This window comes from Prosthecobacter sp., from assembly GCF_020439865.1.
In the GTDB taxonomy this organism is placed as follows: Bacteria; Verrucomicrobiota; Verrucomicrobiia; order Verrucomicrobiales; family Verrucomicrobiaceae; genus Prosthecobacter.
In genome coordinates, this window is the sequence record NZ_JAGRPF010000113.1 from 29,886 (window position 1) to 54,058 (window position 24,173).

21 protein-coding genes are annotated in these 24,173 nt (G+C 60.4%); 13 read left to right on the plus strand and 8 right to left on the minus strand.

Translation table 11 applies throughout. The annotated features are described in order from the left end of the window. Positions 1–78 precede the first annotated feature (78 nt). Positions 79–498, plus strand: a complete 420-nt coding sequence (locus KDL09_RS13000) for a VanZ family protein (RefSeq protein ID WP_294385668.1) — start codon at positions 79–81, stop codon at positions 496–498. Here the strand turns inward: KDL09_RS13000 and KDL09_RS13005 are convergent. Together KDL09_RS13005 and KDL09_RS13010 are read right to left on the minus strand one after the other, a co-directional pair. Then, positions 461–1,663: a complex I subunit 1 family protein gene (locus tag KDL09_RS13005; RefSeq protein WP_294385671.1), complete on the minus strand. Its 1,203-nt coding sequence runs from the start codon at positions 1,661–1,663 to the stop codon at positions 461–463. The two genes, KDL09_RS13000 and KDL09_RS13005, sit on opposite strands and share 38 nt — an antisense overlap. 82 nt (positions 1,664–1,745) lie before the next feature. Continuing rightward, the gene (locus KDL09_RS13010) at positions 1,746–2,078 is read right to left on the minus strand and encodes a DUF4282 domain-containing protein (protein WP_294385673.1); all 333 of its coding nucleotides are present in this window, start codon (positions 2,076–2,078) and stop codon (positions 1,746–1,748) included. A gap of 218 nt (positions 2,079–2,296) precedes the next feature. Here KDL09_RS13010 and KDL09_RS13015 point away from each other — a divergent pair, with 218 nt between their 5' ends. From KDL09_RS13015 to KDL09_RS13045, 7 genes are all read left to right on the plus strand, one after another. Further along, positions 2,297–3,382: a TraR/DksA C4-type zinc finger protein gene (locus KDL09_RS13015; RefSeq protein ID WP_294385675.1), complete on the plus strand. Its 1,086-nt coding sequence runs from the start codon at positions 2,297–2,299 to the stop codon at positions 3,380–3,382. Between the two features lie 23 nt (positions 3,383–3,405). Continuing rightward, positions 3,406–3,579: a 50S ribosomal protein L33 gene (gene rpmG, locus KDL09_RS13020; RefSeq protein WP_294385677.1), complete on the plus strand. Its 174-nt coding sequence runs from the start codon at positions 3,406–3,408 to the stop codon at positions 3,577–3,579. 18 nt (positions 3,580–3,597) lie between these two features. After that, the gene (gene rpsR, locus KDL09_RS13025) at positions 3,598–3,837 is read left to right on the plus strand and encodes a 30S ribosomal protein S18 (protein WP_294385680.1); all 240 of its coding nucleotides are present in this window, start codon (positions 3,598–3,600) and stop codon (positions 3,835–3,837) included. 85 nt (positions 3,838–3,922) lie between these two features. Next, on the plus strand, positions 3,923–4,711 hold the full coding sequence (gene folE2 / locus KDL09_RS13030; protein ID WP_294385684.1) for a GTP cyclohydrolase FolE2: 789 nt from the start codon (positions 3,923–3,925) through the stop codon (positions 4,709–4,711). Continuing rightward, the gene (locus tag KDL09_RS13035; RefSeq protein ID WP_294385686.1) at positions 4,708–5,751 is read left to right on the plus strand and encodes an L-threonylcarbamoyladenylate synthase; all 1,044 of its coding nucleotides are present in this window, start codon (positions 4,708–4,710) and stop codon (positions 5,749–5,751) included. The genes folE2 and KDL09_RS13035 overlap by 4 nt, the downstream gene beginning before the upstream one ends. After that, a complete protein-coding gene (murJ, locus tag KDL09_RS13040) occupies positions 5,748–7,364 on the plus strand; it encodes a murein biosynthesis integral membrane protein MurJ (RefSeq protein WP_294385688.1) in 1,617 nt (538 codons plus the stop codon). Before KDL09_RS13035 ends, murJ begins: the two co-directional genes overlap by 4 nt. A 4-nt stretch (positions 7,365–7,368) precedes the next feature. Continuing rightward, entirely contained in the window at positions 7,369–7,968 is a 600-nt protein-coding gene (locus KDL09_RS13045; RefSeq protein WP_294385690.1) for a hypothetical protein, read from the plus strand. Between the two features lies 1 nt (position 7,969). Here the strand turns inward: KDL09_RS13045 and KDL09_RS13050 are convergent, their stop codons facing one another. From KDL09_RS13050 to KDL09_RS13065, 4 genes are all read right to left on the minus strand, one after another. Beyond that, positions 7,970–9,232, minus strand: coding sequence for a hypothetical protein (locus tag KDL09_RS13050; protein WP_294385691.1), 1,263 nt, complete (start codon positions 9,230–9,232; stop codon positions 7,970–7,972). 30 nt (positions 9,233–9,262) lie between these two features. Further along, the gene (locus KDL09_RS13055; RefSeq protein WP_294385694.1) at positions 9,263–10,039 is read right to left on the minus strand and encodes a phosphodiester glycosidase family protein; all 777 of its coding nucleotides are present in this window, start codon (positions 10,037–10,039) and stop codon (positions 9,263–9,265) included. Positions 10,040–10,045: 6 nt separating this feature from the next. After that, the gene (locus KDL09_RS13060; protein ID WP_294385697.1) at positions 10,046–12,001 is read right to left on the minus strand and encodes an alpha-1,4-glucan--maltose-1-phosphate maltosyltransferase; all 1,956 of its coding nucleotides are present in this window, start codon (positions 11,999–12,001) and stop codon (positions 10,046–10,048) included. A 100-nt stretch (positions 12,002–12,101) separates the two neighbouring features. Next, the gene (locus KDL09_RS13065; RefSeq protein WP_294385699.1) at positions 12,102–13,022 is read right to left on the minus strand and encodes a sugar phosphate isomerase/epimerase family protein; all 921 of its coding nucleotides are present in this window, start codon (positions 13,020–13,022) and stop codon (positions 12,102–12,104) included. Between the two features lie 51 nt (positions 13,023–13,073). Between KDL09_RS13065 and KDL09_RS13070 the strand changes: the two genes are divergently transcribed. Then, positions 13,074–14,270: an alpha/beta hydrolase gene (locus KDL09_RS13070; protein ID WP_294385702.1), complete on the plus strand. Its 1,197-nt coding sequence runs from the start codon at positions 13,074–13,076 to the stop codon at positions 14,268–14,270. Between the two features lie 21 nt (positions 14,271–14,291). On the opposite strand, the gene fabF is transcribed toward KDL09_RS13070, so the two are convergent. Then, a complete protein-coding gene (gene fabF / locus KDL09_RS13075; RefSeq protein WP_294385705.1) occupies positions 14,292–15,542 on the minus strand; it encodes a beta-ketoacyl-ACP synthase II in 1,251 nt (416 codons plus the stop codon). Between the two features lie 120 nt (positions 15,543–15,662). On the opposite strand from fabF, the gene KDL09_RS13080 reads away from it, so the two are divergent. Continuing rightward, on the plus strand, positions 15,663–16,295 hold the full coding sequence (locus KDL09_RS13080) for an outer membrane lipoprotein carrier protein LolA (RefSeq protein ID WP_294385707.1): 633 nt from the start codon (positions 15,663–15,665) through the stop codon (positions 16,293–16,295). 60 nt (positions 16,296–16,355) lie between these two features. Then, positions 16,356–17,531, plus strand: a complete 1,176-nt coding sequence (locus KDL09_RS13085) for a hypothetical protein (protein WP_294385710.1) — start codon at positions 16,356–16,358, stop codon at positions 17,529–17,531. Between the two features lie 7 nt (positions 17,532–17,538). Here the strand turns inward: KDL09_RS13085 and KDL09_RS13090 are convergent, their stop codons facing one another. Continuing rightward, positions 17,539–18,423, minus strand: coding sequence for a polyprenyl synthetase family protein (locus KDL09_RS13090; RefSeq protein ID WP_294385713.1), 885 nt, complete (start codon positions 18,421–18,423; stop codon positions 17,539–17,541). Between the two features lie 134 nt (positions 18,424–18,557). On the opposite strand from KDL09_RS13090, the gene secG reads away from it, so the two are divergent. Together secG and KDL09_RS13100 are read left to right on the plus strand one after the other, a co-directional pair. Beyond that, the gene (secG, locus tag KDL09_RS13095; RefSeq protein ID WP_294385716.1) at positions 18,558–19,079 is read left to right on the plus strand and encodes a preprotein translocase subunit SecG; all 522 of its coding nucleotides are present in this window, start codon (positions 18,558–18,560) and stop codon (positions 19,077–19,079) included. Positions 19,080–19,246: 167 nt separating this feature from the next. Further along, positions 19,247–24,166, plus strand: coding sequence for a PVC-type heme-binding CxxCH protein (locus KDL09_RS13100; protein ID WP_294385724.1), 4,920 nt, complete (start codon positions 19,247–19,249; stop codon positions 24,164–24,166). Positions 24,167–24,173 lie beyond the last annotated feature (7 nt).

The window sequence follows — 24,173 nt, forward strand, 5'->3', positions numbered from 1 at the left end:
GGACACCGTGTGTGAAATCGATGTGAACTGGGCAATCCGCGGTTGCGGTTCATCACGCAGATGGTAGTCCCCGCCTTCATGAAACCGCCGCGCTTTTTGATGATTCCGCTGTTCTGGCGTCTGTTGGCCGTGGTCTGGGTTTTGGTGCTTTGGTGGCTGTCCTCACAAAGCAGCCTGCCCTCGCCCGCGAAGTTTGAAGGCGTGGACAAGCTCGAGCACGCGATCTATTTCGCCACGGGCGGTGTGTGCTTTCTCCTCGGCCTGCGTCTTGCCGGTTTCGCTCGCCAACCTGTCACTGCGATCGTTTTGACGGTGCTGTTCTGCGCGCTCGTGGGTGGTATCGACGAGTGGCATCAAACCTACACGCCAGGCCGCAGCGGCGGCGATGTGTGGGACTGGACCGCCGATACGCTGGGCGGCTTTGTCGGAGCACTTCTCGCCTTGGCGGGCGAAAGGTTTCTCACTTCAGCGGAAACCACCACATCAGCAGCGCGGTGAGGAATACGTTCGCGAGTGCGAGCTCGAAGAACACCTTCCAGCCCAAGGCCATGAGCTGATCGAAGCGGAAGCGTGGCAGCGTCCAGCGGATGACGATGAAGAACACGATGAAGCAGAACACCTTCGCGAAGAAGGTCGCGATGTGCAGCAGCGCGGTGTAAAGCGGTGTGTCACCCGGGGTGAAGTGAAGCTTCAGCGGAATAATTTGCTCCAGCAGCGGCCAGCAGGGAATGCTCCAGCCGCCAAGGAACAGCGTTACTGCGAGTCCGGAGCCGATGATCATCGCCGCGTATTCGCCGAGGAAGAACAGCGCGAACTTCATCGAGCTGTACTCGGTGTGGTAGCCGGCCACCAGTTCCGTTTCGCACTCGGCAAGGTCGAAGGGCAGGCGGTTTGTCTCGGCAAACATCGAGACGGTGAAAATGATGAACGAAATGAAGATCGGAATGAGCAGCACCCAGCGTGCGAGGCTCAGGCCTTCGCCCCACAGCGGCAGAAGGAGCCAGCCGTTCGCATCTTGGAAGGCGGACATTTTGGTGAGATTCAGTTCACCGAAGATCATGAACACGGGAACCACCGAAAGGCCCAGCGACATTTCATACGAGATCATCTGCGCGCTGGCGCGCACGCCGCCGAGGAAGGGATACTTGGAGTTCGATGACCAGCCTGCCAGCACGATGCCGTAAACACCGAGCGATGCGATGGCGAAGGTGAACAACGGTCCGACACTGAGATCGGCGATGACCAGTTTGATTGGCTCTGCGAGTCCGAGGAAGGAAAGGTCCAGTTCGCTGCCGAACGGAATCACCACGCAGGTCAGCAGGGCCGGAACCATCGTGAGGCAGGGGGCCAGCCAGTAATAGAAGGTACGGACGTGCTTCGGCACGAAGTCTTCTTTCAAGATGAACTTCAGACCATCCGCTACGGCCTGGGCCAGACCGCCGATGCCGAAAGGCTGCCAGTCGTTCTTGAAACCCAGCAGGGTGAGCGGTACGCCCACTCGATTCGGGCCCACCCGGTCCTGAATCACCGCCGAGATGCGTCGTTCGAAATAGACGGAGATCGAAACCAGCGGGAGGATGACCAGAAAGGTCAGGAAAACGATCTTCCCCACCGAGGCGGCGAGCGCAATGAGATCGAAGTTGGCGAGCAGGGGTGTGAACATCGGCATGTCGATTATCAGGGTGCAGCGAAGAGCGGCAACCCGATTTTGTGAAAAATTTCACAAAGTCCCCGGGATGGGGCAATCAGGGCACGGGATCCGTGAGCGAGCCGGACTTCTGCGTCGACTTGGCTGCCGGCTCATCTGACATCGGGGCGATGTGGTCGGCGATGCGGAAGATCGCGAGAATCAATTCCACCGTCACCCGCGCGACGATCAACATCAGCAGGAAAACCATTGGGGCGGTAATGAATCCCCACAGTCCGTCCCACATCCATTTCCAGGCGAAATACACTGCCGCCAGCAGGCTCAAGACATAAAGCATGCGCACCAGACGCGGAGTGACGAAGCGTTTGAAGGAGAGGTCCAGCACCAGGTCGAGCACCGCGCGGATCTGCTGCCACAGGCTGGAAAGCACGGAACTGGAGGGTGGTTCAGCATTCATGGGTGCGGAGATTAGACTGTCCGCAAACTGGCGCAACCCGCCAGATCAAGCATGGAGAGGACGTTGGAAAGGGCTTGGAATACTGGTTGCACGCTCTGACAACCACAGCCAGAATCCGCGCCTCTTTTTCCGCCCTGTGGCCAGGTGCGTTAACAGAGATGCTCATCGATCAAACCAACACTGCCAAAGCCATGCCTGCGAAATCCAAGAAACCCGCAGTTAAAAAGCCTGCCGCCAAGCCCGTGAAAAAAGCTCCTGCCAAAGCAGCGAAGCCTGCGGCGAAGTCGAAGAGCAAGCCTGTGACGAAGAAAGCCCCCGCCAAAGCTGCCAAACCGGCTTCGAAGGCGAAGAGCAAGCCCATTTTGAAGAAGGCGGCGCCTAAAAAGCCCGCTCCGAAAAAATCCTCCCCCAAACCTGTGAAGAAAACCGTCCTGAAGAAAGCCCCTGCCAAGAAGTCTGCTCCCGCCAAGAAACCTGCCGCCAAGGCCGCGCCTGCCAAGAAGACTGCCGCAAAAGCCGCCGCGCCTGCCAAGAAGCCTGCTGCCAAAGCTGCCGCTCCTGCCAAGAAACCCGCAGCCAAGCCCGCCGCCAAAGAAGCCCCGGTGAAAGCCGTGGCTCCAGTCAAGGCTCCCAAAGCGTCCACGAAGGCCGCTCCGGCCCCGCTGGTCCCGAAAGGACGCACCTCGGTCTCGACCACTGGCACGCCACGCGCACGCGCAGGGCGTGAGGAAGAGGGCATCACCATTGAGATTGCCAAGGGGCCGGTGAAGATGACGCCTTTCCTCAAGAAGCAAAAGCAGCGCCTCGTCGAACTCCGCGACGCCTATCTGAACTCCATTGAAGGCGTCGCCAGCGAGACCATTCGCAATGAAAACGGCGACTCCTCCGCCTTCGGCATGCATCAGGCGGATGCCGGCAGCGACGCCTACGACCGCGATTTCGCCCTCAGCCTCCTCGGCAAGGAACAGGACGCCCTCTATGAGATTAATGAGGCCCTCAAGCGCATCGAAACCGGCACCTACGGCGTTTGTGAAGGCACCGGCACCAAGATTCCCGAGGAGCGCCTTGAGGCCATGCCCTTCGCCCGCTTCTCCGTCGCTTACCAGGAAAAGATCGAGCGCAGCCAGATGAGCGGCCGCTGGAGCCGCCCTGTCCATTCCCTCTTCGGCCTCGACAACGCGGACGATGCGGCTGACGACGACAAGGACGAGGATGATGCCGCTCCGGCCTCCAACAACAACAACTCAGGCGAATCGCTTGACTTCTCCAAGGAGTGACCTAGCCTCCGCGCCCCAAATTTATGCCGCGAGAAATCATCACCCTTGAATGCACGGAAGCGAAGGCCGCAGGAATGCCGACCTCCCGCTACGTGACCACGCGCAACAAAAAGAGCGTTCGCACCCCGAACCGTCTTGAGAAGGTTAAGTTCAACCCTTTCATGAAGAAGCGCACCCTCCACCGCGAAATCCGCTAATTTTTACCCAAGACCGCCATGCAACCGAAGACCAAAGAACGCATGTCCAACTTCCGCCGCGCGAATCGCAAGATGCCGCGCCGCCGTGTGGACATCCCGGTGGAAAAGATCTGCTACACCAATCCTGAGCTGCTTTCCCGTTTCACCACAGAATCCGGCAAGCTCATTCCCCGCCGCATCACCGGTTTGCCCGCCTGGTTGCACCGCAAGGTTGTGCGTGAGATCAAGCGCTCCCGCGCTGTGAACCTCATGGCCTGATCGGTTCGTTCCGCCCGTGATGGGTTTCTTTTGATCCGCTTCCCACTGTTGCTTCTCGCGGCAGTGGGAAGTTTCATTTCCAGCCATGTCCACCCTCACCGACACGCAAAATGAACGCGACGACCGTCGCCTGCCGATCGACCGTGTCGGCGTGCGCAGCCTGCGCTTTCCCCTGAGCATTCGTGATCGCGATGCCGCTGTGCAGCACACCGTCGCCACCGTCTCGCTCGCGGTCGACCTGCCGCATCACTTCAAGGGCACGCACATGAGCCGTTTCGTCGAGGTGTTGCACTCTCACGGCACCGAACTCACCGTCTCCAACATCGTCGCGATGCCGCGTGAGCTGATGAAAAGGCTTCATGCCGACAAGGCGCACGTTGAAATGCGTTTCCCCTACTTCCGTGCCAAGAAGGCCCCCGTGTCCGGTGCGGAAGGGCTTCTCGACTACGGCGTCGTGTTTGAAGTGAACGCCGACAAATCCAAGACGGATTTCGTACTGACCGTCGAAGTGCCCGTCACCACGCTCTGCCCGTGCTCGAAGGCCATCAGCGCTCGTGGTGCCCACAACCAGCGCGGCACCGTCACGCTCTCCGTCCGCTTCTCCGAGCCAGTCTGGATCGAAGATCTTCTCGAACTCGTCGAATCCAGCGCCAGCAGCGAGCTGTTCAGCATCCTCAAGCGCCCCGATGAAAAGCACGTCACCGAAGCAGCCTACGACAATCCTGTGTTCGTCGAGGACCTTGTGCGCAACATTGCGGTCAAAGCCAAGGCGCATCCGCGCATCACCTGGTTCCGCGTCGAAGCCGAAAACTACGAATCCATCCACAATCACAACGCATGGGCGGTGATTGAGAGCCTCACGTCGCCATCATGAGTTACGTCACCGCCGTCCTGCCCACCGACCAGCCACCGCTCATGCATCAGGCGGTCGAGGAGGCCGTCCGGTTGCTTCGCGAAGGCGAAGTCGTCGCGCTGCCGACGGAAACGGTGTACGGCCTCGCCGCCAACGCGCTTGATGCGACCGCCGTCGCGAAAATCTTCGAGGCCAAGGAGCGGCCCACCTTTGATCCGCTCATCGTTCATCTGCCACACAAGGATCAGCTTGATCTCGTCGCGGACGTGCCACCGGAGATCTCGCTGACGCTAAAAAAATTGACGGAGCGTTTCTGGCCAGGTCCGCTCACGATCCTTCTGCCGAAGAAATCCGTCGTTCCTGATATCGTCACCGCCGGCCTGCCAACCGTCGCCGTACGCGTCAGTTCGAATCCCATTTTCCGCCGCGTCATCAGCGCGTTCGACAAACCGCTCGCGGCGCCCAGTGCGAACCGTTTTGGTTCCATCAGCCCCACCTCGGCCAGCGCCGTGCTCGCGGAGCTCGACAGCCGCATTCATCTCATTGTCGATGGGGGTGCCTGCATGTTCGGCCTGGAGTCCACCATCATCAAAATCGAGCCCGGCAGCCCGAAGATGTTCATCACCGTCGTGCGCCCGGGCCCGATCACCGTGGAGGACTTGAAGGCCTATGGCAAAGTCCGCCTTCAAACCCGAACGGTCGTCGATGAAGCCACCGAGGCCCCCGGACAGCTGGCCTCGCATTACGCGCCGAAGACTCCGCTGCGCCTGCTCGAACGTCCTTCGGATTTCATTCCCGAAGAAGGCAAACGCTACGCCCTCATGAGCTATCGTGGCGAGGAGAAGGACGGCTACCTCAACCTCACCGACTGGGAGGAGGTCATGATGCTCAGCCCCGGCAACGGCAAGCTGCCTGAAGCCGCCGTGCGTTTCTTTTACGTCCTGCGGGCTCTCGACAAGCTTGGCGTCGACGAAATCATTGCAGAACCGTTGCATGAACACGGCATGGGAATCGCCATGATGGACAAACTGCGGCGTGCCAGCGTCCGCTTTGCATCATGAGCGACGAAAAGAAAGACCCCTCCTCTCAAGCACGATCCACCGGGGTCGTTTCCATCGCCATCCTTTGCAGCCGTGTCCTCGGGCTCGTGCGCGACCAGATGCTGAACGGCTTCTTCGGCTCCGCCTTCACCGGCATCTTCACCGCCGCATTTCGCACGCCGAACATGCTGCGCGATCTCTTTGCCGAAGGCGCGCTCTCCACCGCCTTCGTCACCACCTTCTCGAAGAAAATGAAGACCGAGGGCGACGAGGCCGCATGGGTGCTCGGTCGCAAGATGATTTCACTTTCGATGTGGTTCATGACCATCGTGGCCGTCGCCGGTGTGGCCCTTGCTCCGATTCTGTTTCGCATTCTCACGCCGGGGCTGAGCGAGGAGGCCAAGGTTCTCGGCACGTGGCTCGCGCAGATCATGTATCCCTTCATCGCGCTGGTATCCGTCACCGCGCTGGTCATGGGCATGCTGAATTCGAAGAAGGTCTTTTTCATTCCGGCCGTCGCCTCGGCGTTTTTCAATCTGGGTTGCATCGTGGGTGGCGTGGTGCTCGCCTGGATCATCGATCCGGGTTTCCGCGACGGGCATGTCAGCGAAAAGGGCCTCACCGGCTTCGCCATCGGCACCTTGATCGGCGGAGTGCTCCAACTTGCCGTGCAGCTTCCTTCACTGCGTCGCGTCGGTTTCCGTTTTCGTTTCGACTTCGGCTGCAAAGACCCTGCGGTGAAGGAAGTTCTGCACCTCATGTGGCCCTCGATGCTCGCCGCCAGCGGCACGCAGGTCGCGGTGCTGCTCAATTCCATTTTCGCCTCCTTCACGGACGGCCATGAACGATCGCTCGCCTGGCTCGCGAACGCCCAGCGCCTCCAGCAGCTTCCGCTGGGCCTGTTTGGAGTCGCCGTCGCGACCGTGACGCTGCCTATGCTCTCGAGGCTGGCGACGGAAGGCATGACACCCGCCTTTCGCAGTGCGCTCGCCAAAGGCCTGCGTCTGGTGCTGTTCCTTACACTTCCCTGCGCAGTCGGTCTCTCGCTGCTTTCGAAGGAGATCATCTCCATCATTTTCGAGCACGGTAAATTCACGGCTCACGATGTGCAGATGACAGCCGCACCTCTGCAGGCCTATGCCTTTGGCCTCATTTTCTACGCCGCCATCAAGGTGCTCCAGCCCGCGTTCTACACCATCAACCGCCGCTTTATCCCGATGATGGTGAGTCTCGGCGTCATCGTGTTTACCGCTTCGGTGAACTCAATCACCGTCTTTGTGTTGAAGTGGGACCACACCGCGCTCGCCTGGGCCACGGCCGTCGGTCTTTCGCTCAATTTCCTGACGCTCTACCTTTGCATGCGCAAGTTTGCTTCGGGCCTCGAAACCCGTTCTCTAACGCGGGCGCTCATCAAGCTCATCATTGGCATCGCCATCATGTCCGCCGTCTGCCTCGCGGCGCAATACACCGTCATGGCCGACTGGGAGCACCTGCGCTTCATTCCGCGTTGCGCAGTGCTGGGAGTGACCATCAGCGTCGCAGCAGCAGCCTACTTTGCCGTCACAAAGAAGCTCAAGGTCGAAGAGTCCGGCGAATTTCTCTCGTTGCTAGGACGTCGCTTTGGCAAAAAATAGCCCCATGCCGGTCCAACGTCTCTGGCTTCAAGTTGCCGCCTTCCTGGCCCTCGTCTGGGGCGCGGTGACCGTCGTCATGTGGGTCACCGAGGACTCGGTATTCTCACCGGAGAAGACGCTCTCGCTGATGGAGAACGCTCCTTGGTTCGCCGACGAGAGCCTCGGTGAAAAACAACGCCAGGAGCATCTCGACAAGGTGATCAACTCCGTCATCAAGCTCGACTTCAATCAGCGCGGCTCGATGCGCGAGGATGGTTTGGAGACCATGGACCGCTTCTTCAAATCGCTAACCGATGAAGAAAAAGGGGAGTATGTGACCCGAACAGTGGAGGAGAACTTTAAGGCCGTGATGAAGGGGCTCGAAAAACTGCCGCCCGATGACCGCCGGCGCATCATTGGAGGCATTCAGCGTGAGATGAAGAAACGGGCCACGAAGAATCCTGAAATGCAGATGCTGTTGGATCAGGATGCCGCCAGTTTCGAAAAGTCATTCACCAAGGACATGGGACTCTTTTTCAAGGAGGCCCCGCTCTCCATGAAGCTCGAAATGGCGCCGATGCTCGAAGGCATGCAGGGACGCATGCAAGGCATGCGGATGCGTTGATCTACTTCTTCCAGCCCATCGGCTGCGTCCAAGCCATCTCGGTCTGTCCTTCAAACGAAGGGTTCGCGTATGGCTTGGAGGACGTGATCACCGCCCGGAAATACAACTCCTTGCCCGACGGTTTCCAAACCACCTCCTCGCCCTCAATCGTGGCGAGCGTCTTGCCCACATCGTCGGAGTAGAGCGGGCGCGGTGGATGCAGATCGCCTTTAACCACCGGTGCTTCGCGCGTCGTCGCGTCATAGCCCTGCAGCGTGCCGCGAATCTGCGTGGAATACTTCACACCGGGTTCAGCGTGGATCTTGATGCGCAATGTGCCGTCTTTAAAACTCACGTCGTCGAGCGTGACGCCCGAGGAAGCGTAGAAGTCGCCTGCCTTCATCGCTTTCACGAGTTCGTCTGCGTCCAGCTTTGCAGCGCGCACCATCACCCAGCCGCGGCCGGGGCCGTTGTCTTCGCCGTGGTAGCGGTGGGAGTCATCCGTGCCCATTCCGTAAAGCGGTGGCGCCTTGAACTCGGCAATGCGCAGCGTGTTGGCGATGTCCCACATCTTCTCATGGCCGATGCGCGTTCCGTCGCCCTGCCAGTTGATGCCCGGGTGGCCGTTGTAAATCTCCCAAAAGTTTTCTTCAAGCACCGCGGCCAGATCCTCGGCGGATAGCGCCCAGCGGAAGTTGGGATGATTGATATGCGTGAGCATCGGCACGCCGAGGCGCTTCGACTGCTCTTTCACCAGCCGCAGATTCGCACGCATCACCTCCTGGATGCTGGTGAGATCCTTGATCGGCTTGATCTCCTCCTGCAAATTCACCGCGTTCATGTGGATCGGCACGTTGCCGATTCCTGCGCTGATTTCCTCCGCCTGCACGAGCAGGAATTTGCCGGGTTCTTCGAATTTGGGCCGGTATTCCTCCAGCTTCTTCAACCGCACCTCGGTCACTCCGTCCTTCTCCCGCGTGGTCACCCAATCGTCGCCGAAACGGGCGCGATATTTCTCCATCGTCGTTTTACCGAGCGCCTTGCGTCGTTTCTCGATCGCGGGCACGCTCATCCAGACCTCCTTCGCCTGCAGCACGTTGTGATCGGAGATGGCGAGGAAATCGTAGCCGTGCTGCTTGTACCAGTCCGTGATCATCTCCGGAAAGTCATTCCCGTCGCTCCACAGCGAATGCGTGTGAGTGTTGCCCTTGAACCATTTCAGTTCATCAGCGGCGGCGGTGTGAATGATTCCAGGAATGAGAAGGCAGAGGAAGGCGATGCGCATCCTCTCCGAACGCGCTCATTCGAGCACATCTCACTCAGAATCTCTAGGGACGACGGCGATGACGTTACGGACGTCCCAGCCCGGCTTCTCAAATTGCGTTCGGCCATCGGCGCTGCGACACCACAGGCCGGTTGAAGGTCCGCCGTCGAGATTCAGCGCGCGTGTCACCTTCAATTCACTGATGATGCCGGGAGTGATGAGGATGTGAGCGAGTTCAAGCAGACCGGTACGTTTGCAGGTGCCGATTGCCCAGCGGCCTTCCGTGTCAGTGATGATGAATGTGCGATGATTGCGCTGTTCAGGTTCCTTGGATGGGGGCGCAGGCCAGACCCGGCCTTCGCTGATCAACCACGGGCTGCATTGGAGAAATTCGGTGATGTCGGGCGAGTCGCGGAATTCGTTTTCCCAGACCAAGGATGCGTTGTCTTGCTTCACCATCAATCCGCCAACCCAAGGGCCTGCAGTGAACTTGTCTTGGCGCACGCCGCCCGCGATCTCCAGTCCGGCAGGGCCAAAGTCACCACCGGCATGAAAGTATCCTCCGTTGCAGACCGCCAGCGCATTCTCTGCAAGTCCGAGCTCATCAAGAGACAGGGCGGTTTTGCGATCTGAATTCACCACCACCCGCAGACGGCATTGCTTTTCATCGAAGACGACAAGCCTGATCTCCGCCTTGGCGGGTCCGCTGATCTGTTTGACGACATAAACCGCGCCGTGGCCGACGGACGCAGCCTTCGATGATGACTCAAGCCGCCACTGTCCCTGCGCGTGGCAAGTCAGCATCAGCAGGCAGAGCAACCATTTCATCGCCCATCATTGCTCCACTTTGAACAAATGCATCGACACGCCGTTCGGGTTGAGCGCGACGTAGTTGTCTGCGCCGCGCCACTCGTAGCTTTGGTTGTGCATGAGGTCGGTCACTTTGAACGGACGGCTGCTGTCGATGCCGAGAGACGCGAGGTCGAGATGTACCATGCCTATGGCTCCCTGATGCGGATCATGGCTGATCACGCAGAGGATGCGGTTGCTGAAGTCGGGCGTGACCTTGCTGTAGCACAACATCTGCGGGTGGTCGGCGCCGTGGAAGCTCAGGTTGTCGTAGAGGTGCATCGCCGGATTTTCGCGGCGGATGAGATTCAGGGTGCGGATGAACGCGGTGATGTTGCCCAGCTGGTTGTAGTCGCGCTGCTTGAGCTCATACTTCTCGCTGTTGTCGTATTCTTCTTTGCCGGGATAAGGATCGTTTTCGCACAGCTCGTAGCCCGTGTACATGCCCCAGCTTGAGGACAACGTGGCGGCGAGCGCGGCGCGGATTCGGAACATCTGCGCACCCGCGTTTTGTAGATGACCGGGCAGGATGTCGGGCGTGTTGGGCCAGAAGTTCGCGCGGTAGTACCAGCGCATGTCACTGCGTGTGAGCTCGATGGCGTACTCCGCGAGCGCCTGACAGTCCTCACGCCAGGTGAAGTAGGTGTAGCTCTGGGTGAAGCCGACCTTGCCGAGCACCTGCATCATCTTCGGTTTGGTGAACGCTTCGGCGAGGAAGAGCACGTCCGGATCCTTGCGCTGGATGGTGGCGATGAGCTCCTCCCAGAAGGCGACGGGCTTGGTGTGCGGATTATCGACGCGGAAGATCTTCACGCCGCGGTCCACCCAGTATTGCACCACGTCGATGAGCTCCTTCCAGAGGTTGCGCCAGTCGTCGCAGTGGAAATTCAGCGGGTAGATGTCCTGATACTTCTTCGGCGGGTTTTCAGCGTAGCGAATGCTGCCGTCCGGACGCTGGTAGAACCACTCGGGATGTTCTTTGACGTAGGGGTGATCGGGGGAGCAGTTGAGGGCAAAGTCGAGCGCGATCTCGAGGCCGCGTTTCTTCGCCTCCTTCACCAGCCAGACGAAATCTTTCTCCGTGCCGAGCGCTGGTTCGATGGCGCGATGTCCGCCTGCCGGTCCGCCGATGGCCCACGGGCTGCCGACGTCGCCGGGCTGTGCCGTGAGCGTGTTGTTTTTGCCTTTGCGCGCCGTGATGCCGATCGGGTGAATCGGTGGAAAGTAAATCACATCGAAGCCCATGTTCGCTGCGTGATCGAGACGCCCCAGGCAGTCCCGGAAGGTGGAATGCTTGTCGCTGCGGCCTTCGGCGCCACGCGGGAAGAATTCATACCAGGCGGAGAACCGTGCCCGTTCGCGTTCGACGATGGCGCGCATGGTGTCGGACGTGGTGGACTGCGAGCGGTCGGGATACTGGTCCATCAGGCTCTGCAATTCCTCAGATTGGAGCACATCCATGATGTCCGAAGGCGCGACGGTGGTCAGCAAATCCGCGCAGTCTTCAAGCTGCGTGGCGGCTGCAGGCACTCCTGCGGCTCGCGCACGCTTGCCAGCATCACGCAGCAGACGTGCGCCTTCCTGGGCTTCGATCGGTGCATCAGGATCCTTCGCCTGAACACGCACGGCGAAGGTCTTTTTCCAGGAGCGGAAAGTGTCACCCCAGGCCTCGACGACATACTCCCAGCGTCCGGCCTTCGAAAACTTGCACTGGCCCTGCCAGCGATCGTTTTCCATCGGCTTCATGGGCGATTCAAACCAGCGCCGCGTGCCCGCCAGCCGCCAGCGCAGCACGGCGCTCATCACATCGTGGCCGTCTTTGAAGATGTCGCACCAGACGTCGAGCGGCTCATCGATCACCCGTTTGATCGGGTGCCGGCCGCCTTCAAGGCAGGGGTAGAAATTCTCGATGACAACGGTGGGGGCATGGGAGGCGGACATGGGGGAAGCTCGGTTGTGATGAGGTTCGGGAGCAGCTTTGCGCCCAGAATCTCGTTCAACAACTGCAAACCACGGCAATCCGGTGCCATCAACCGCAAACTCAGGCCAGCAACGGCCGCAGCATGTCGCAGATCTTCGGCACTTCGACGAAGGGATCGTCCTTCTTCTCGAACTCGAGCGTGAACCAGCCTTGGTAGTTCGCATCGCGGAGGATTTGCAGGACCCGCTTCACATCGCTGGGCTCGCCCTCGCCCTTTTTCGAGCCTTTGCGGCTGATCTCCATCTTGAGCTGCACGTTCACAGCGTAGGGCGCGATCTTCTCGAGGTCGGCGTAGGGATCTTCGGTGTGGAAGTTGCCGCTGTCGAAGTTGATGCCGGCCCACGGGCTCTTCGCCGCCTTCACCATCTTGATGAGGTTTTCGGGCTCGGCGACGATGCCGCCGTGGTTTTCGAGGCCGAGGAACACGCCCTTCTTGGCTGCGTAGTCGAGGCACTCCTGATACGATTCGAGGCAGTTCGCCACCGCCTGTTCCTCGGTGAGGTCTTTCGGCTGCGGACCGGCAAACACGCGGATATGCGGAGCACCCATGATCGCGGAGTAGTCGATCCACTTCTTCGTGTAGGCGATCTGCTCGTCGAGTTTTTCTCCTTTGGGCAGGGCGAAGTTATTGCCCACCGCGGTTCCGGCAATCTGCACGCCGCGGAGGTAGGCGCGACGCTTCAGTTCCAGAAGGAACGCCTCATCAACGTCCGGCGGGAAGAAGTAGCTCGTTACCTCGGCGCCGGGCACGTTGTTGTCGCCGCACCAGTCCACGAAATCGAGGATGCTCCAAGGCTTGCGGTCGGTCTTCATTGTCTGCTCCTTGTCACGCATCCACTGGAAGTACTCGCGGAACGAATAAGCCGCGACACCGAGCTGCATGCGGCTTTTGCCGGGACGCTTGATGGGTTCGATCGCTGGCAGGGTGGAGACGCTGAGAGCACCGAGGCTCGTGGAGAGAAAATGACGGCGGGAGATCATGGCGGGTGAAAGAACGGGTTGGAATGGCAGGATTAACAGAACTCCCAACCCATGAACAAGCTTTCTCTTTTCACCGCCGCCCTCTTTTTAGCCACCCTCGCGCACGCCGAGCCCGCCAAGGTTCGTCTCTGGCCGGACGGCGCTCCGGGTGCGAAGGGAAACGAGGACAAGGACCAGCCGTTTGTCTATGTCTGGCCTGCGGCGAAGGAGAAGGCAAACGGCGCCGCCTTTGTCGTGTGTCCCGGCGGCGGTTACGGCGGCCTTGCCGCCGACCACGAAGGCACGCAGGTGGCGAAGTGGTTCAACGGCCTCGGCGTGTCCGCGTTTGTACTGCACTACCGTCTCGGCAGCCAGGGTTATCATTTTCCGACGCAGCTCATCGATGTGCAGCGTGCGATCCGGCACGTGCGCGCGAATGCAAAGCATTATGGCATCAATCCGAACCGCATCGGCATCATCGGCTTCTCTGCAGGCGGCCATCTCACCTCGATGGCGGCGACCATGTTTGATGAAAAGCCGGAAGGCATGACGAACGATGCGGTCGATCAGGTCAGCGCCCGTCCCGATGTGGCTGCGCCGACGTATCCGGTGATCTCGATGATCGAGGACTTCGGCCACAAAGGCTCGCGCAAGAACCTCCTCGGTCCGAATGACAACGACGAGCTTGCGAAGCATGTCAGCACCGAGCGGCGCGTGACGGCGAACACGCCCCCGATCTTCATCTTCCAGACCGATGAAGACACCGTGGTGCCCGCGGAGAACGCTGTGAGCTTCTATCTGGCCTGCCGCCAAAACAAGGTGCCAGCCGAACTGCACATCTATCGACCCGGCCCGCACGGCGTCGGGCTGTTCCTCGGTGATCCCGTGCTCGGCACGTGGAGCGGCCATCTGCGCGACTGGCTGCGCAATCAAGGCTTCCTCAAGCCAATGAAACGCACGGCCATCAACGGAAAAGTCACGATCAACGGCGCACCTGTGAGCTGGGGCAGCGTCATCTTCACACCGGAAGATCCCTCCGCAGCCGTCGCCTGTGCACGCGTCATGCGCGGGAACTTCAAACTCGACGAAAAGACCGGTCCTGTGCTCGGCAAAGTGAAACTCACCGTCAGCTACAGCGCCGCCGACGTGCCCGGCCTTGAGACCGCTGACGGCACCGCGACGACACACGAGCAGAAGCCCGGTGCGGGAGACTGGAGCCTCGAGGTTGTCGAAGGCGCGAAGAACGTCGAGTTGATGGTTACGCGGTGATGTTGATCACCGCGCGTTCGATCAGCCTTCGAACTTCTTGATCAGCAGCGCGGCGTTGTGGCCGCCGAAACCGAAGGAGTTGCTCAGTGCGGCGTTCACTTTCGCCGGACGGGCGGTGTTTGGCACGATGTCCACGTCCACTTCCGGGTCGAGGTTTTCGACGTTGATGGTGGGCGGGATGACCTGTTCTTGGATCGCGTAAATGGAGGCAACGAGTTCGACGCCGCCAGCGGCGCCGAGAAGGTGACCGGTCATCGATTTCGTCCCGGAGACGAGCAGACCGTTGGTCGCATACTCACCGAAGGTGCGCTTGATGGCGCGCAGTTCGCACAGGTCACCGACTGGGGTCGAGGTGGCATGAGCGTTGATGTATTGGATGTCGGTTGTGTTGAGCTTGGCGTGGCGCAGGGCCATCTCCATGCACTTGCCGGCGCCGAGGCCTTCCGGATGCGGCGAGGTGAGGTGATAGGCGTCAGCCGTGGCGCCGTAACCGGCGAGTTCGGCGTAAATCGTCGCGCCGCGCTTCTTGGCGTGTTCGAGTTCTTCGATCACGACGACACCGGCACCTTCGCCCATGACGAAACCGTCGCGATCCTTGTCCCACGGGCGGGACGCCTTTTCAGGATCGTCGTTGCGAAGGCTGAGGGCCTTCATGTTGGCAAAGCCGGCCAGACCGCAAGGACGGATCGACGCTTCCGCACCACCTGCGATCATCACGTCGGCGTCACCGAATTTGATCATGCGCCAGGCTTCACCGATGTTGTTGTTGGAGGTCGCGCAGGCGGTCACGATGACCATGTTTGGTCCCATGAAGCCGTATTCCGCCGCGATCATGCCGCTGGCGATGTTCGTGATCATCATTGGGATCAGGAACGGCGAGACACGGCCCGGGCCCTTGTTCAGAAGGATCTCATACTGGGTCTCGAGCGTGCCGAGACCGCCGATACCGCTGCCGACCATGACGCCGACGCGATGCGGGTCGAGGCTGTCAGGATTCAAGCCGGAGTCCTTGGCGGCCATTTTCGAGGCGGCCATCGCGAACTGGAAGTAGCGGTCAGCGCGGCGGGCGTCCTTGTGATTGTTGAAATACTGCGTGGGATCGAAGTCCACCACCTCGCCGGCGATTTTGCAGTCGTACTTTTCCGTGTCCATCGACTGGATGCGACGGATGCCGCTCTTGCCGGCCAGAAGGTTCTTCCAAAAATCGTCCTTGTTGTTGCCGTTTGGGGAAACGACTCCCATGCCGGTGATGACGACGCGACGCTCGCTCATGTGTGTGTGTTTGGGGGGTTGAATTGGGGGGTGAGAGAACACGGTTTGCAGGGTGGGGCAAGGGAAAACATGGCCGCGAAGGGCTTGAGACAGGGGCGATTCTGGTGTCTGGCTGGAAGCGTGATTCGTCTGCCAACCGTTCCCGCCATCATGCTCTGTCTGACGCTGTCCGTTCAGGCGGCACCGGACGTTTCCTCCATTCCTCCTGTGTTTCGCGACTGGATGGTTGCTCAGAGAGACATCGGCAACATCAAGGTGGCTTTCGAACAGACGCGCACCACGCCGGCGCTCAAAGACCCCGTCCATGCCCGCGGCAGATTCTGGCGCATGGCCGACGGCCGATTTCGTCTGGAACTGGGGTCGCCCGCCACGATGATCCTTGTCTTCGACAAGGAAACGGTGCGTCTCAAGGAAAGCGCGGACGCCCCCTGGCAGACCCTGAAGCCAGACGACAGCCGGGTGCGCATGTGGATGAAGTTTCTCAGCGGGCGGGAGATGGACCCCGAATCGCTCACCCAAAACTTCGCCCTCAGGGTCACCCAGCAGGAGAAGACTTTCGTCACGGTGGCCATGATTCCGCGTCCGCTGCTGATCAAAAAGTATCTCAGGCAGCTCGACATGCAGATCGAACCAGGCGGCAGGCGCCTCTTGGGATTCCGGGTGGTGCAGGGGGATGGATCGACACTGCTGCTGAATTTTGGTCCCCCGGAGAAAGTCACGGGGGATCCCTCCTCGCTGTTCCAGCCCCAGTAGGTCGGGCCGAAATCAGCACAAGAAACGGCCGCACTGGCCGTTATGCCGTCACAACCAGCCATGGAACCTGCCGCCGACACTCCTGCCACATCGGACGCCTCTTCGGCCGTCCCCGTCGTGGTCTCCCATCTGGAAATCCAGCCACCCAGGCAGCCCAACCGTTTTGTGCGCATGTGGCGCTCGATTGGCGGCGGATCGTTGACGTTGAGCATCCTGATTCACGCGGGATTGCTCGTGCTGGCGGGTTTTGTGGTGTTCGCCTCCCAAGTTTTCGAAAAGCAGGTCGATTTCCTTCCCGGTGGGGGAACGCAGCAGGGCGCGGAGGCCTCTGCGGATCTCGCGCAAAAGGTGCAGATGAAGCGACAGCAGGTGATCAAGAAGACACCGCCCATGCAGCGGCTCGTCTCCGCCAGTATCAACGCCTCCCTCGTGCTGCCAGAAGCTCCGCCCGACATGCTGAACATGCCTGATGTCTCGTCGCTCGCGGGTGGTGGCAAGCTCGGCAGCGGCGGTTTTGGCACCGGTGGCGCGGGCGGCGGCTTCGGCAACGGCCTTGGGATGGGCGGCATGTCCGGCATGACCTTCAAACCGCTCATGATGTTCGGCAAAGAACTCAAGGACACGCGCAAGATCGCCGTGGTGATGGATGTCTCGCGCTCGATGACCAAATTCCTGCCGATCGTCACCAAGGAGTTGGACAAAGTCGCCTTCGGCAGCCCGCTCGTCCTCTATTTCGGCTGTGGTCTGGTCAAACCCAAGGGCAAGATCGACGACGACATCAATCCGACCAGCAGCGACAAATTCCGCACCTACTGGCAGGTCTGGGAGGGCAAAACGCCGCTCAACACCCCCGCAGACGAACGCAAAAAATTCAAATACAATCCCGCGCAGCCCATGCCTCTGGAGGCCATCTTTGACATGATGGAGAAGCGCCGGAACACCTACTTCGTCGAATTCAACGGCATCACCTACGCATCGACCGCGCTGATGTCGAAGGAGGTCATGGAGGCGGACACGATCTACTGGTTCGCCGATTTCATGGACAAAGTGGACGAGGAGCAGATGGCGACCGTTCTCAAAACACTCAAGAAGCGCAAACAGAAGCTCTATATCCACGCCTCCCAGCAGGGCCGTTCCTTCGCCCAGGTGCGTGATGAACTCGTCATCCCCTCCGGCGGCGAAGTCATCGAGACGAAGTCCGAAGAGATGCCTCCGAAAAAGAAAAAGGCGAAGTAGCTGTGGCTCAATAGTCCCGGTTCAGCAGGTAGTCCGAAAGCTGGCGCAGCCGCGCGGACGCGTCGCCGAAAATGTCCAGCGCACGATGGGAGACCTCGGTGAGACGACGTGCCTCCTCCCGCGAGGCCTCAAGGCCCATCAGTGCCGGATACGTGCTCTTCTCGGATGCGACGTCCTTTCCGGCGCTCTTGCCGAGTTTTTCGCTCGTCTGGGTCACATCGAGGATGTCGTCGATGATTTGAAAGGCCAGGCCTGTGGCCATGCCGAAATCGTGCAGCGCCTGCAACTGCTCCATGCTGGCATTCGCGCTCATGGCACCCAGTTTGACGCTCGTCGTGAGCAGGGCGGCGGTTTTCCCTTCGTGAATGAAGCGCAGGTCCTCCAGCGGCAGCTTTTTGCCCTCGCCCTCCAGATCCGCCACCTGTCCGCCGACGAGGTGCAGGCTGCCCGCCGTGCGCGCGAGTTCGAGCACCATCACCGCCGCGGGATGATTGGTGGTCATCGGGGTCTTGGTGACCAGTTCAAACGCCAGAGCCTGGAGCGCGTCACCTGCCAGCAGCGCCATCGCCTCGCCATAGACTTTGTGGCAGGTCGGCACGCCACGGCGCATGTCGTCGTCGTCCATGCAGGGCAGGTCATCGTGAATGAGCGAGTAGGTGTGCAGGCATTCGACCGCGCAGGCGTTGGGGATCGCGTCGTTCACTGCTCCGCCGCAGGCTTCGGCGGCCGTGAGGCAGAGGATGGGCCGCAGGCGCTTGCCGCCGGCGAACACGCTGTGCCGCATGGCCTGATGCAGGTTGGTGGGCCGTGTCGCCGCGTCAGGAATGAAACGGTTCAGTGCCGCGTCCACCAACTGGCAGCGTTCGGCGAGGTGTTCTTTGAGGTCGGACATGGAGCGTGACACTTGGAGCCGACTTGGCCCTGTTCAACCTCATTTCGTGACCGGGAGGCGCCTGTCCCGGCCGTGGAACAAGGTGAACTCCCCCTTGCCAAGCCGGGAAGTGCCCCCATATTCGCGCCCCTTTTATGGATATCTTCATTGGAATTCTCACCGCAGTCGAAGTCATCGTCTGCCTTCTGCTCATCCTCGTCGTGCTCATGCAGCGTCCGCGCCAGGAAGGCCTCGGCGCCTCCTTTGGTGACGCCGCCGCCAGCCAGGTCTGGGGTGCCCAGACGACGAACGTGCTGCAGAAGTTCACGGTCTATCTGGCCATCATTCTATTCGCCCTCACCCTGCTTTTGGCGGTGCTTGTGAGCCGTCATCAGACCGGCAGCAAGAGTCCCAAGATCTTCGGCGACGCCAAGCCTGCTGCAGCAGCTCCTGCCGCTCACTCGGCGGAAGACGACGCCAAAGCCAAGATCATGGAAAAGATTCAAGACGCCGTGAAGGCTGAGACCGCGAAATCGGGTGAGCCTGCCAAGGCGACTCCCTCCGAGGCCTCCAAAGCTGCGGTTTCGGCCAAGTCGGAACCCGTCAAGGCCGCCGAACCAGCCAAGGCTCCGGCCCCTGCGGCTCCCGCGCCCGCTCCGGCTGGTCAGCCGAAGTAACCGCCCACGTCGCGAGCAACAATCTATCACAAAAAACGTGCAGGCTGAGTCCGCGCACGTTTTTTTGTGCCGTGGCGCCTCGGCGGCTTCATGTGCATTTCCGATAGTGCACCGTGCGAAAACGGACTTCACAGCTTGCGTTGGTTCTGCCTACCATTGCGCCAACCATGAAACGCCTCATCCTCGCTTCGCTCTGTCTCCTTGCCCTTAGCTCTTTGCCCTCTGCGTTTTCGGCGGAGCCTTTGCGCGTTTTCATCCGTGCCGGCGCGAAATCCCACGGCCCCGGCGCGCATGATTTCCCGCAGTTTCTGAAGGACTGGGTGCCGATGCTCAATGAACGTGGCGCCAAGGCCGACGGCGCGCTCGAATTTCCGACCAAGGAGCAGCTCGACAAGACGGACGTGCTCATCCTGCACGCGCAGGAGGCGGGGAACATCAAGATCGGCGAGGAGCGCAAGAACCTGATGGAGTTCCTCAAGCGTGGCGGCGGCCTGGTGGTCATCCATGCGGCGGCGGTTTCGCGCGATCACGACTGGTTCAAGACGATCATCGGCGGCTCGTGGCATTTCGGACAAACGAAGTGGCTGGAGGCGCCCATGAGCCTCTACTTCACCGATCACGAAAACCCCATTACGAAGGACATCTCGAACTTCGACATCGACGACGAGATCTACTACGATATGGACCTGCTGCCCGAGGCCAAGATCCTAGCCGCGGCCTACACGCCGAACACACCGCAGGTCAAAGGCGGCAACAAGGAGGCGCAGGCCCGTGCCGCCGAAGCCGTCGCGAAAAAGAAGGGCGTGAACATCTACGACATCCAGCCGCAGATGTGGACCTACGAGAAGGACAAGTATCGCGCCTTCACCTGCATCCCCGGCCACTGGTACAAGAACTTCGCGCACAACGGCGTCCGCACCGCCATCCTGCGCGGCATCGCATGGGCCGGAAAGCGCGAGAACGTGGACGAGTTCTGCAAACCGAACGAACTCGGCGACGCGCTGCGCTACGTCGAAGGCGGCTGCCCCAGCCCGAAGGAACTGCCAAAGGCGCTCGAAGTGCATCCTGAGTTCAATCTCTCGCTTGTCGCCGCCGAGCCGCTCATCAACAACCCGATGAACATCGACTGGGATGAAAAAGGCCGCCTGTGGGTCGTCGAGACACCCGAGTATCCCAATGGTCTGCGTCAGGCGAATGTCGAGGCCTGGAAGGACAGCGGTTCGGTCGAACCCGGCAAATACAACCGTGATCCGATGGACCGCGTCTCCATTCTCACCGACACCGACGGCGACGGCGTCATGGACAAGAAGCAGGTCTTTGCCGACAAGATCGAGCTCGCCACCAGCAGTGTGTTTTACAAAAACGGCGTCATCGTCTGCGCCGCGCCGGACATCTGGTACTTCGAAGACACCAACGGCGACGACAAGGCCGACAAGCGCACCAAGCTCTACACGAACCTCGGCACGCGCGACACGCACGCCGTCATCAACAACATGCGCTGGGGCCTCGACGGCTGGGTGTATGCCACGCACGGTTACTCCAGCACCGATGACGTGAAGTCCGGTGACGGCAGCAAGGGCTTCGGCCCCATCGGCGCCGGTGTGGTGCGCTTCAAGCCGGACGGCAGCGCCTTCGAGCAATACGCCTCGCGCGGTGGTAACACCTGGGGCCTCGACATCACCACCGACGGCCAGGTTTTCTATACGCAGCCCACGAGCGGCAATCACTTCATCCATGTCGTCCTGCCGGAGTATGTGCTCGCGAAAGGCAAACTGCCCGGTGTCATGGGCACGAACGGCATGCTGCCAAAAGAGCCGACCTATCCGGCCATGCACTGGGAGCAGCAGGCCTACGTGCAGATCGACCAGGTCGGCAGTTTCACCGCCGGCGCCGGCTGCGCCATCTACGAAGGCGGCGCCTGGCCCAAGAAGTGGAACTACGGCTACTTCGTCACCGAGCCCACGCTGAACATCGTCAGCCACTTCATGGTCGAGCCCGACGGCGTTACTTATAAAGCGCATCGCGAACCCGGCCGCGAGCAGACCGAGTTCATCCGCAGCAAGAACCTCTGGTTCCGTCCCATCGAAGTCCGTGTCGGTCCCGATGGCGCGCTGTATGTCGTCGATTTCTGCAATCAGGCCGTCATCCACAACGACACCCGCGGTCCCACGCACGGTCCCGCCAATGCCGCCGTTCGTCCCGACCGCGACCACTACTACGGCCGCATCTGGAAGGTGCAGCACAAGGAGGCGAAGCAAGTTTCGGCTCGCAACACTGCCGACACCAAAGGCACACAAGGCAGCGCCGCGTTGAAAACTTACGAAACCGCCAAGCAAGCCGTGCAAACCGATGCTGGTCGTCAGCAGGTGCTGAAAGATTTTGCCGCAGCCCAGGATGACTGGACGCGCAGCGCGCTCATCGCTGCTTGTGCTGAGCAGCCTGTCGCGTGCATTGAGTCTGCGCTTGCTACTGGTTCCGCAGAAGTTCTGGTCACCGCTCTGTTACCCTCCGCACTTCCCGCCAACGCGGACAAATTGGTCATCTCGTGCGCCAACGCCGATTCGAAGTCGGATGCGATCAAAGTCGTTATCCTGCGTGGAATTGCCCAACAGGTGAATGAAGCTCCTGTGCTCACTCCTGTGCTGACCAAGGCGTTGAAGAAGCTGCTGGCTGAGCCTGATCTTGCTTCCATCGCTTTCCCCATCGTAGCGCAGTGGGCGAAAACCGGCGAGCTTGCTGACGAGGTTCGTACACGCATCGTTGAGTGGAAGAAGATCGCCAGCGATCCCAGCCTTTCAGGTCCTCATGGAACGAGGGCTTCTGCCATCCTGCAGCTTCTACGCGTCAAGGCGTTGACCGCCGAACTCTATCCTAATGCTGCTTCTAGCTTGGTGGAGCCTGAAGTCGATGAAGCCGTGAAAAACGCCATCATTGCCGAACTGGCACAGCAGGGTGGTGAAGCTCATGCTCAAATCCTTAGCAAGGCTTATGGAGGGCTGATGCCTGAATCACGCAGCTGGGTATTTGACGAGATCCTCAAGCGCCCCGAAGCCACGAACGCCCTTCTGAATGCCGTAAAGTCCGGAGCCATTGATCCAAAGGGATTTGCCCCCGGCGATGTCGCGCGGCTGCGCTCGCATCCGAACAAGCAGATCGCCAAACGCGCGAACGATCTCTTCAAGATCAACAACGCCGCCAAGGACGCCATCATCGCCAAGCTCACGCCGGAAGTCGAGAAGCCGGGCAACGCGGCGAACGGCAAGATGCTCTTCACCGCCGCCTGCGCGGTCTGCCACAAGCTGGGCGACATCGGCGTGCTCGTCGGCCCGCCGCTCGATGGCATGGGCGCGCACGGCCCGGCCGAACTGCTGGTTCACATCGTCGATCCGAACCGCGAGGTCGATCCGAGCTTCTGGGCCTTCAACATCACCACGAAGAAGGGCGAGACGCTTGCCGGCGTCGTCACCAGTGAAAACACCGCCACCGTCACGCTCGCAACGCAGGTCGGCGTGCGCGAGATCGCGAAGAGCGACATCGACAAGCGCGAGAACACCCGTCGCAGCCTGATGCCGGAAGGACTCGACGCGCTCGGTCCCGAGGCCTTGCGAGACATCCTCACCTTCATCTGCGGCGATGCGATGAAGCAGTTCCGCATCATCCACCTCGCCGATGCCTACACCGCCGACAGCCGTGGTGGCGTCTTCGCCGGTCCTGCGGCGAACCAAGGTCAGCTGCGTCTCGCCAAATTCGGTAATGTGCAAGTCGAAGGCGTGCCGTTCTTCATCCAGGACGCTGCGAAAGCCTCCAACGGCGCCAATTTGATCGTGCTCAAAGGCGGCCCGCCGAACAGCATGAGCGCCACCTTCCCCGCGAAAGTCGAAGTGGCCGTCAACGTGGCTGCGAAACGCATCCAGATGCTCAGCGGCATCTCCGGCTGGGGCTGGCCCGCCGTTCGCGATGAAGTGCCTGTTCTGAAAGCAACTGTCGTTTATGAAAACGGTGAGAAGGACGAGTTCACCTTCATCAACGGTGTTCACTTCTCCGATTACATTCGCCCCGTCGAGGTGCCCGGCTCCAAATACGTCGAGGGCATCACCGACGGCCAGCAGATGCGCTTGCTCACGCTCGAACTCACTAAGAAGAGCGCCGCCAAAACGCTCATCCTCGAAAGTCCCGAAGGAAACGGCACCGCGCCAGTCATCGCGGCGATCACTGCCGACATCGAAGGCCGCGGACCCGCCGCAGGAAGTGCCGATGTCTCCAAGCGTCCCGCTCCGCCTGCGCGTGGTAAGGGCAAGGGTAATGTAGTCCCGCCTTCAGGCGGTCCGGGAGATCCGGCTAAAGCCGGTACTACAGAACAAGGTCCCAAAGAAGGCGGCAAAGGCGATGGTCCGCTCGTTCCCGCCGCGCCCGTCGTGTGGGAAGCTGGCAAAACCAAGGTCCTCGTCATCGGCGGTGGTTCCTCGCACAACTTCGCCGAGTTCTTTGGCAAAACCGATGTCGCCACGCTCAAGGCCGCCGGATTCAGCGTGAACTACACGGAAGATCGCGATCAGGCCGCCACGGAACTGAAGAACGCCGACGTCGCCATCATCAGCGTGAACCGGAAGTTCTTCGACACCGCCGCGTATCGTAAAGCGCTCTTCGATTTCGCCGCTGCTGGCAAAGGCATCATCATGCTGCATCCCGGCACCTGGTATGGCTTCGCCAACTGGCCCGAACTCAACGCGCAGATCGTTGGTGGCGGCGCTCGTGGTCACGACAAGATCCATCCCTTCGATGTGAAAGCCGTGAAGGCCGATCATCCGATCATGGCCGGCGTGCCCGCCAGCTTCACCGTCGAGGACGAACTCTATTACGTGAACGCCGAGCCCGACAAAATCCCCGCAGGCACCGCCAAGATCACCGTTCTCGCCGAAACGAGCCCCAGTGACAAATACAAGGCCTCGCATCCGAGCGTGTGGATCACCGAGCATCCGAAGGCAAAAGTCGTCGGCATTGCTCTCGGTCATGATCAGCGCGTCCACGATCTGAAGCCTTATCAGCAGATTCTCACCAACGCGGTGAAGTGGGCGTCAGGAAAATAGTCGGGCC

Bases quoted from the DNA above. Each gene is read 5' to 3' on its own strand.
- KDL09_RS13000 (WP_294385668.1), top strand. From the start codon at position 79: ATGAAACCGCCGCGCTTTTTGATGATTCCGCTGTTCTGGCGTCTGTTG.
- KDL09_RS13005 (WP_294385671.1), bottom strand. From the start codon at position 1,663: ATGTTCACACCCCTGCTCGCCAACTTCGATCTCATTGCGCTCGCCGCC.
- KDL09_RS13015 (WP_294385675.1), top strand. From the start codon at position 2,297: ATGCCTGCGAAATCCAAGAAACCCGCAGTTAAAAAGCCTGCCGCCAAG.
- rpmG (WP_294385677.1), top strand. From the start codon at position 3,406: ATGCCGCGAGAAATCATCACCCTTGAATGCACGGAAGCGAAGGCCGCA.
- rpsR (WP_294385680.1), top strand. From the start codon at position 3,598: ATGCAACCGAAGACCAAAGAACGCATGTCCAACTTCCGCCGCGCGAAT.
- folE2 (WP_294385684.1), top strand. From the start codon at position 3,923: ATGTCCACCCTCACCGACACGCAAAATGAACGCGACGACCGTCGCCTG.
- KDL09_RS13035 (WP_294385686.1), top strand. From the start codon at position 4,708: ATGAGTTACGTCACCGCCGTCCTGCCCACCGACCAGCCACCGCTCATG.
- murJ (WP_294385688.1), top strand. From the start codon at position 5,748: ATGAGCGACGAAAAGAAAGACCCCTCCTCTCAAGCACGATCCACCGGG.
- KDL09_RS13045 (WP_294385690.1), top strand. From the start codon at position 7,369: ATGCCGGTCCAACGTCTCTGGCTTCAAGTTGCCGCCTTCCTGGCCCTC.
- KDL09_RS13050 (WP_294385691.1), bottom strand. From the start codon at position 9,232: ATGCGCATCGCCTTCCTCTGCCTTCTCATTCCTGGAATCATTCACACC.
- KDL09_RS13055 (WP_294385694.1), bottom strand. From the start codon at position 10,039: ATGAAATGGTTGCTCTGCCTGCTGATGCTGACTTGCCACGCGCAGGGA.
- KDL09_RS13060 (WP_294385697.1), bottom strand. From the start codon at position 12,001: ATGTCCGCCTCCCATGCCCCCACCGTTGTCATCGAGAATTTCTACCCC.
- KDL09_RS13065 (WP_294385699.1), bottom strand. From the start codon at position 13,022: ATGATCTCCCGCCGTCATTTTCTCTCCACGAGCCTCGGTGCTCTCAGC.
- KDL09_RS13070 (WP_294385702.1), top strand. From the start codon at position 13,074: ATGAACAAGCTTTCTCTTTTCACCGCCGCCCTCTTTTTAGCCACCCTC.
- fabF (WP_294385705.1), bottom strand. From the start codon at position 15,542: ATGAGCGAGCGTCGCGTCGTCATCACCGGCATGGGAGTCGTTTCCCCA.
- KDL09_RS13085 (WP_294385710.1), top strand. From the start codon at position 16,356: ATGGAACCTGCCGCCGACACTCCTGCCACATCGGACGCCTCTTCGGCC.
- KDL09_RS13090 (WP_294385713.1), bottom strand. From the start codon at position 18,423: ATGTCCGACCTCAAAGAACACCTCGCCGAACGCTGCCAGTTGGTGGAC.
- secG (WP_294385716.1), top strand. From the start codon at position 18,558: ATGGATATCTTCATTGGAATTCTCACCGCAGTCGAAGTCATCGTCTGC.
- KDL09_RS13100 (WP_294385724.1), top strand. From the start codon at position 19,247: ATGAAACGCCTCATCCTCGCTTCGCTCTGTCTCCTTGCCCTTAGCTCT.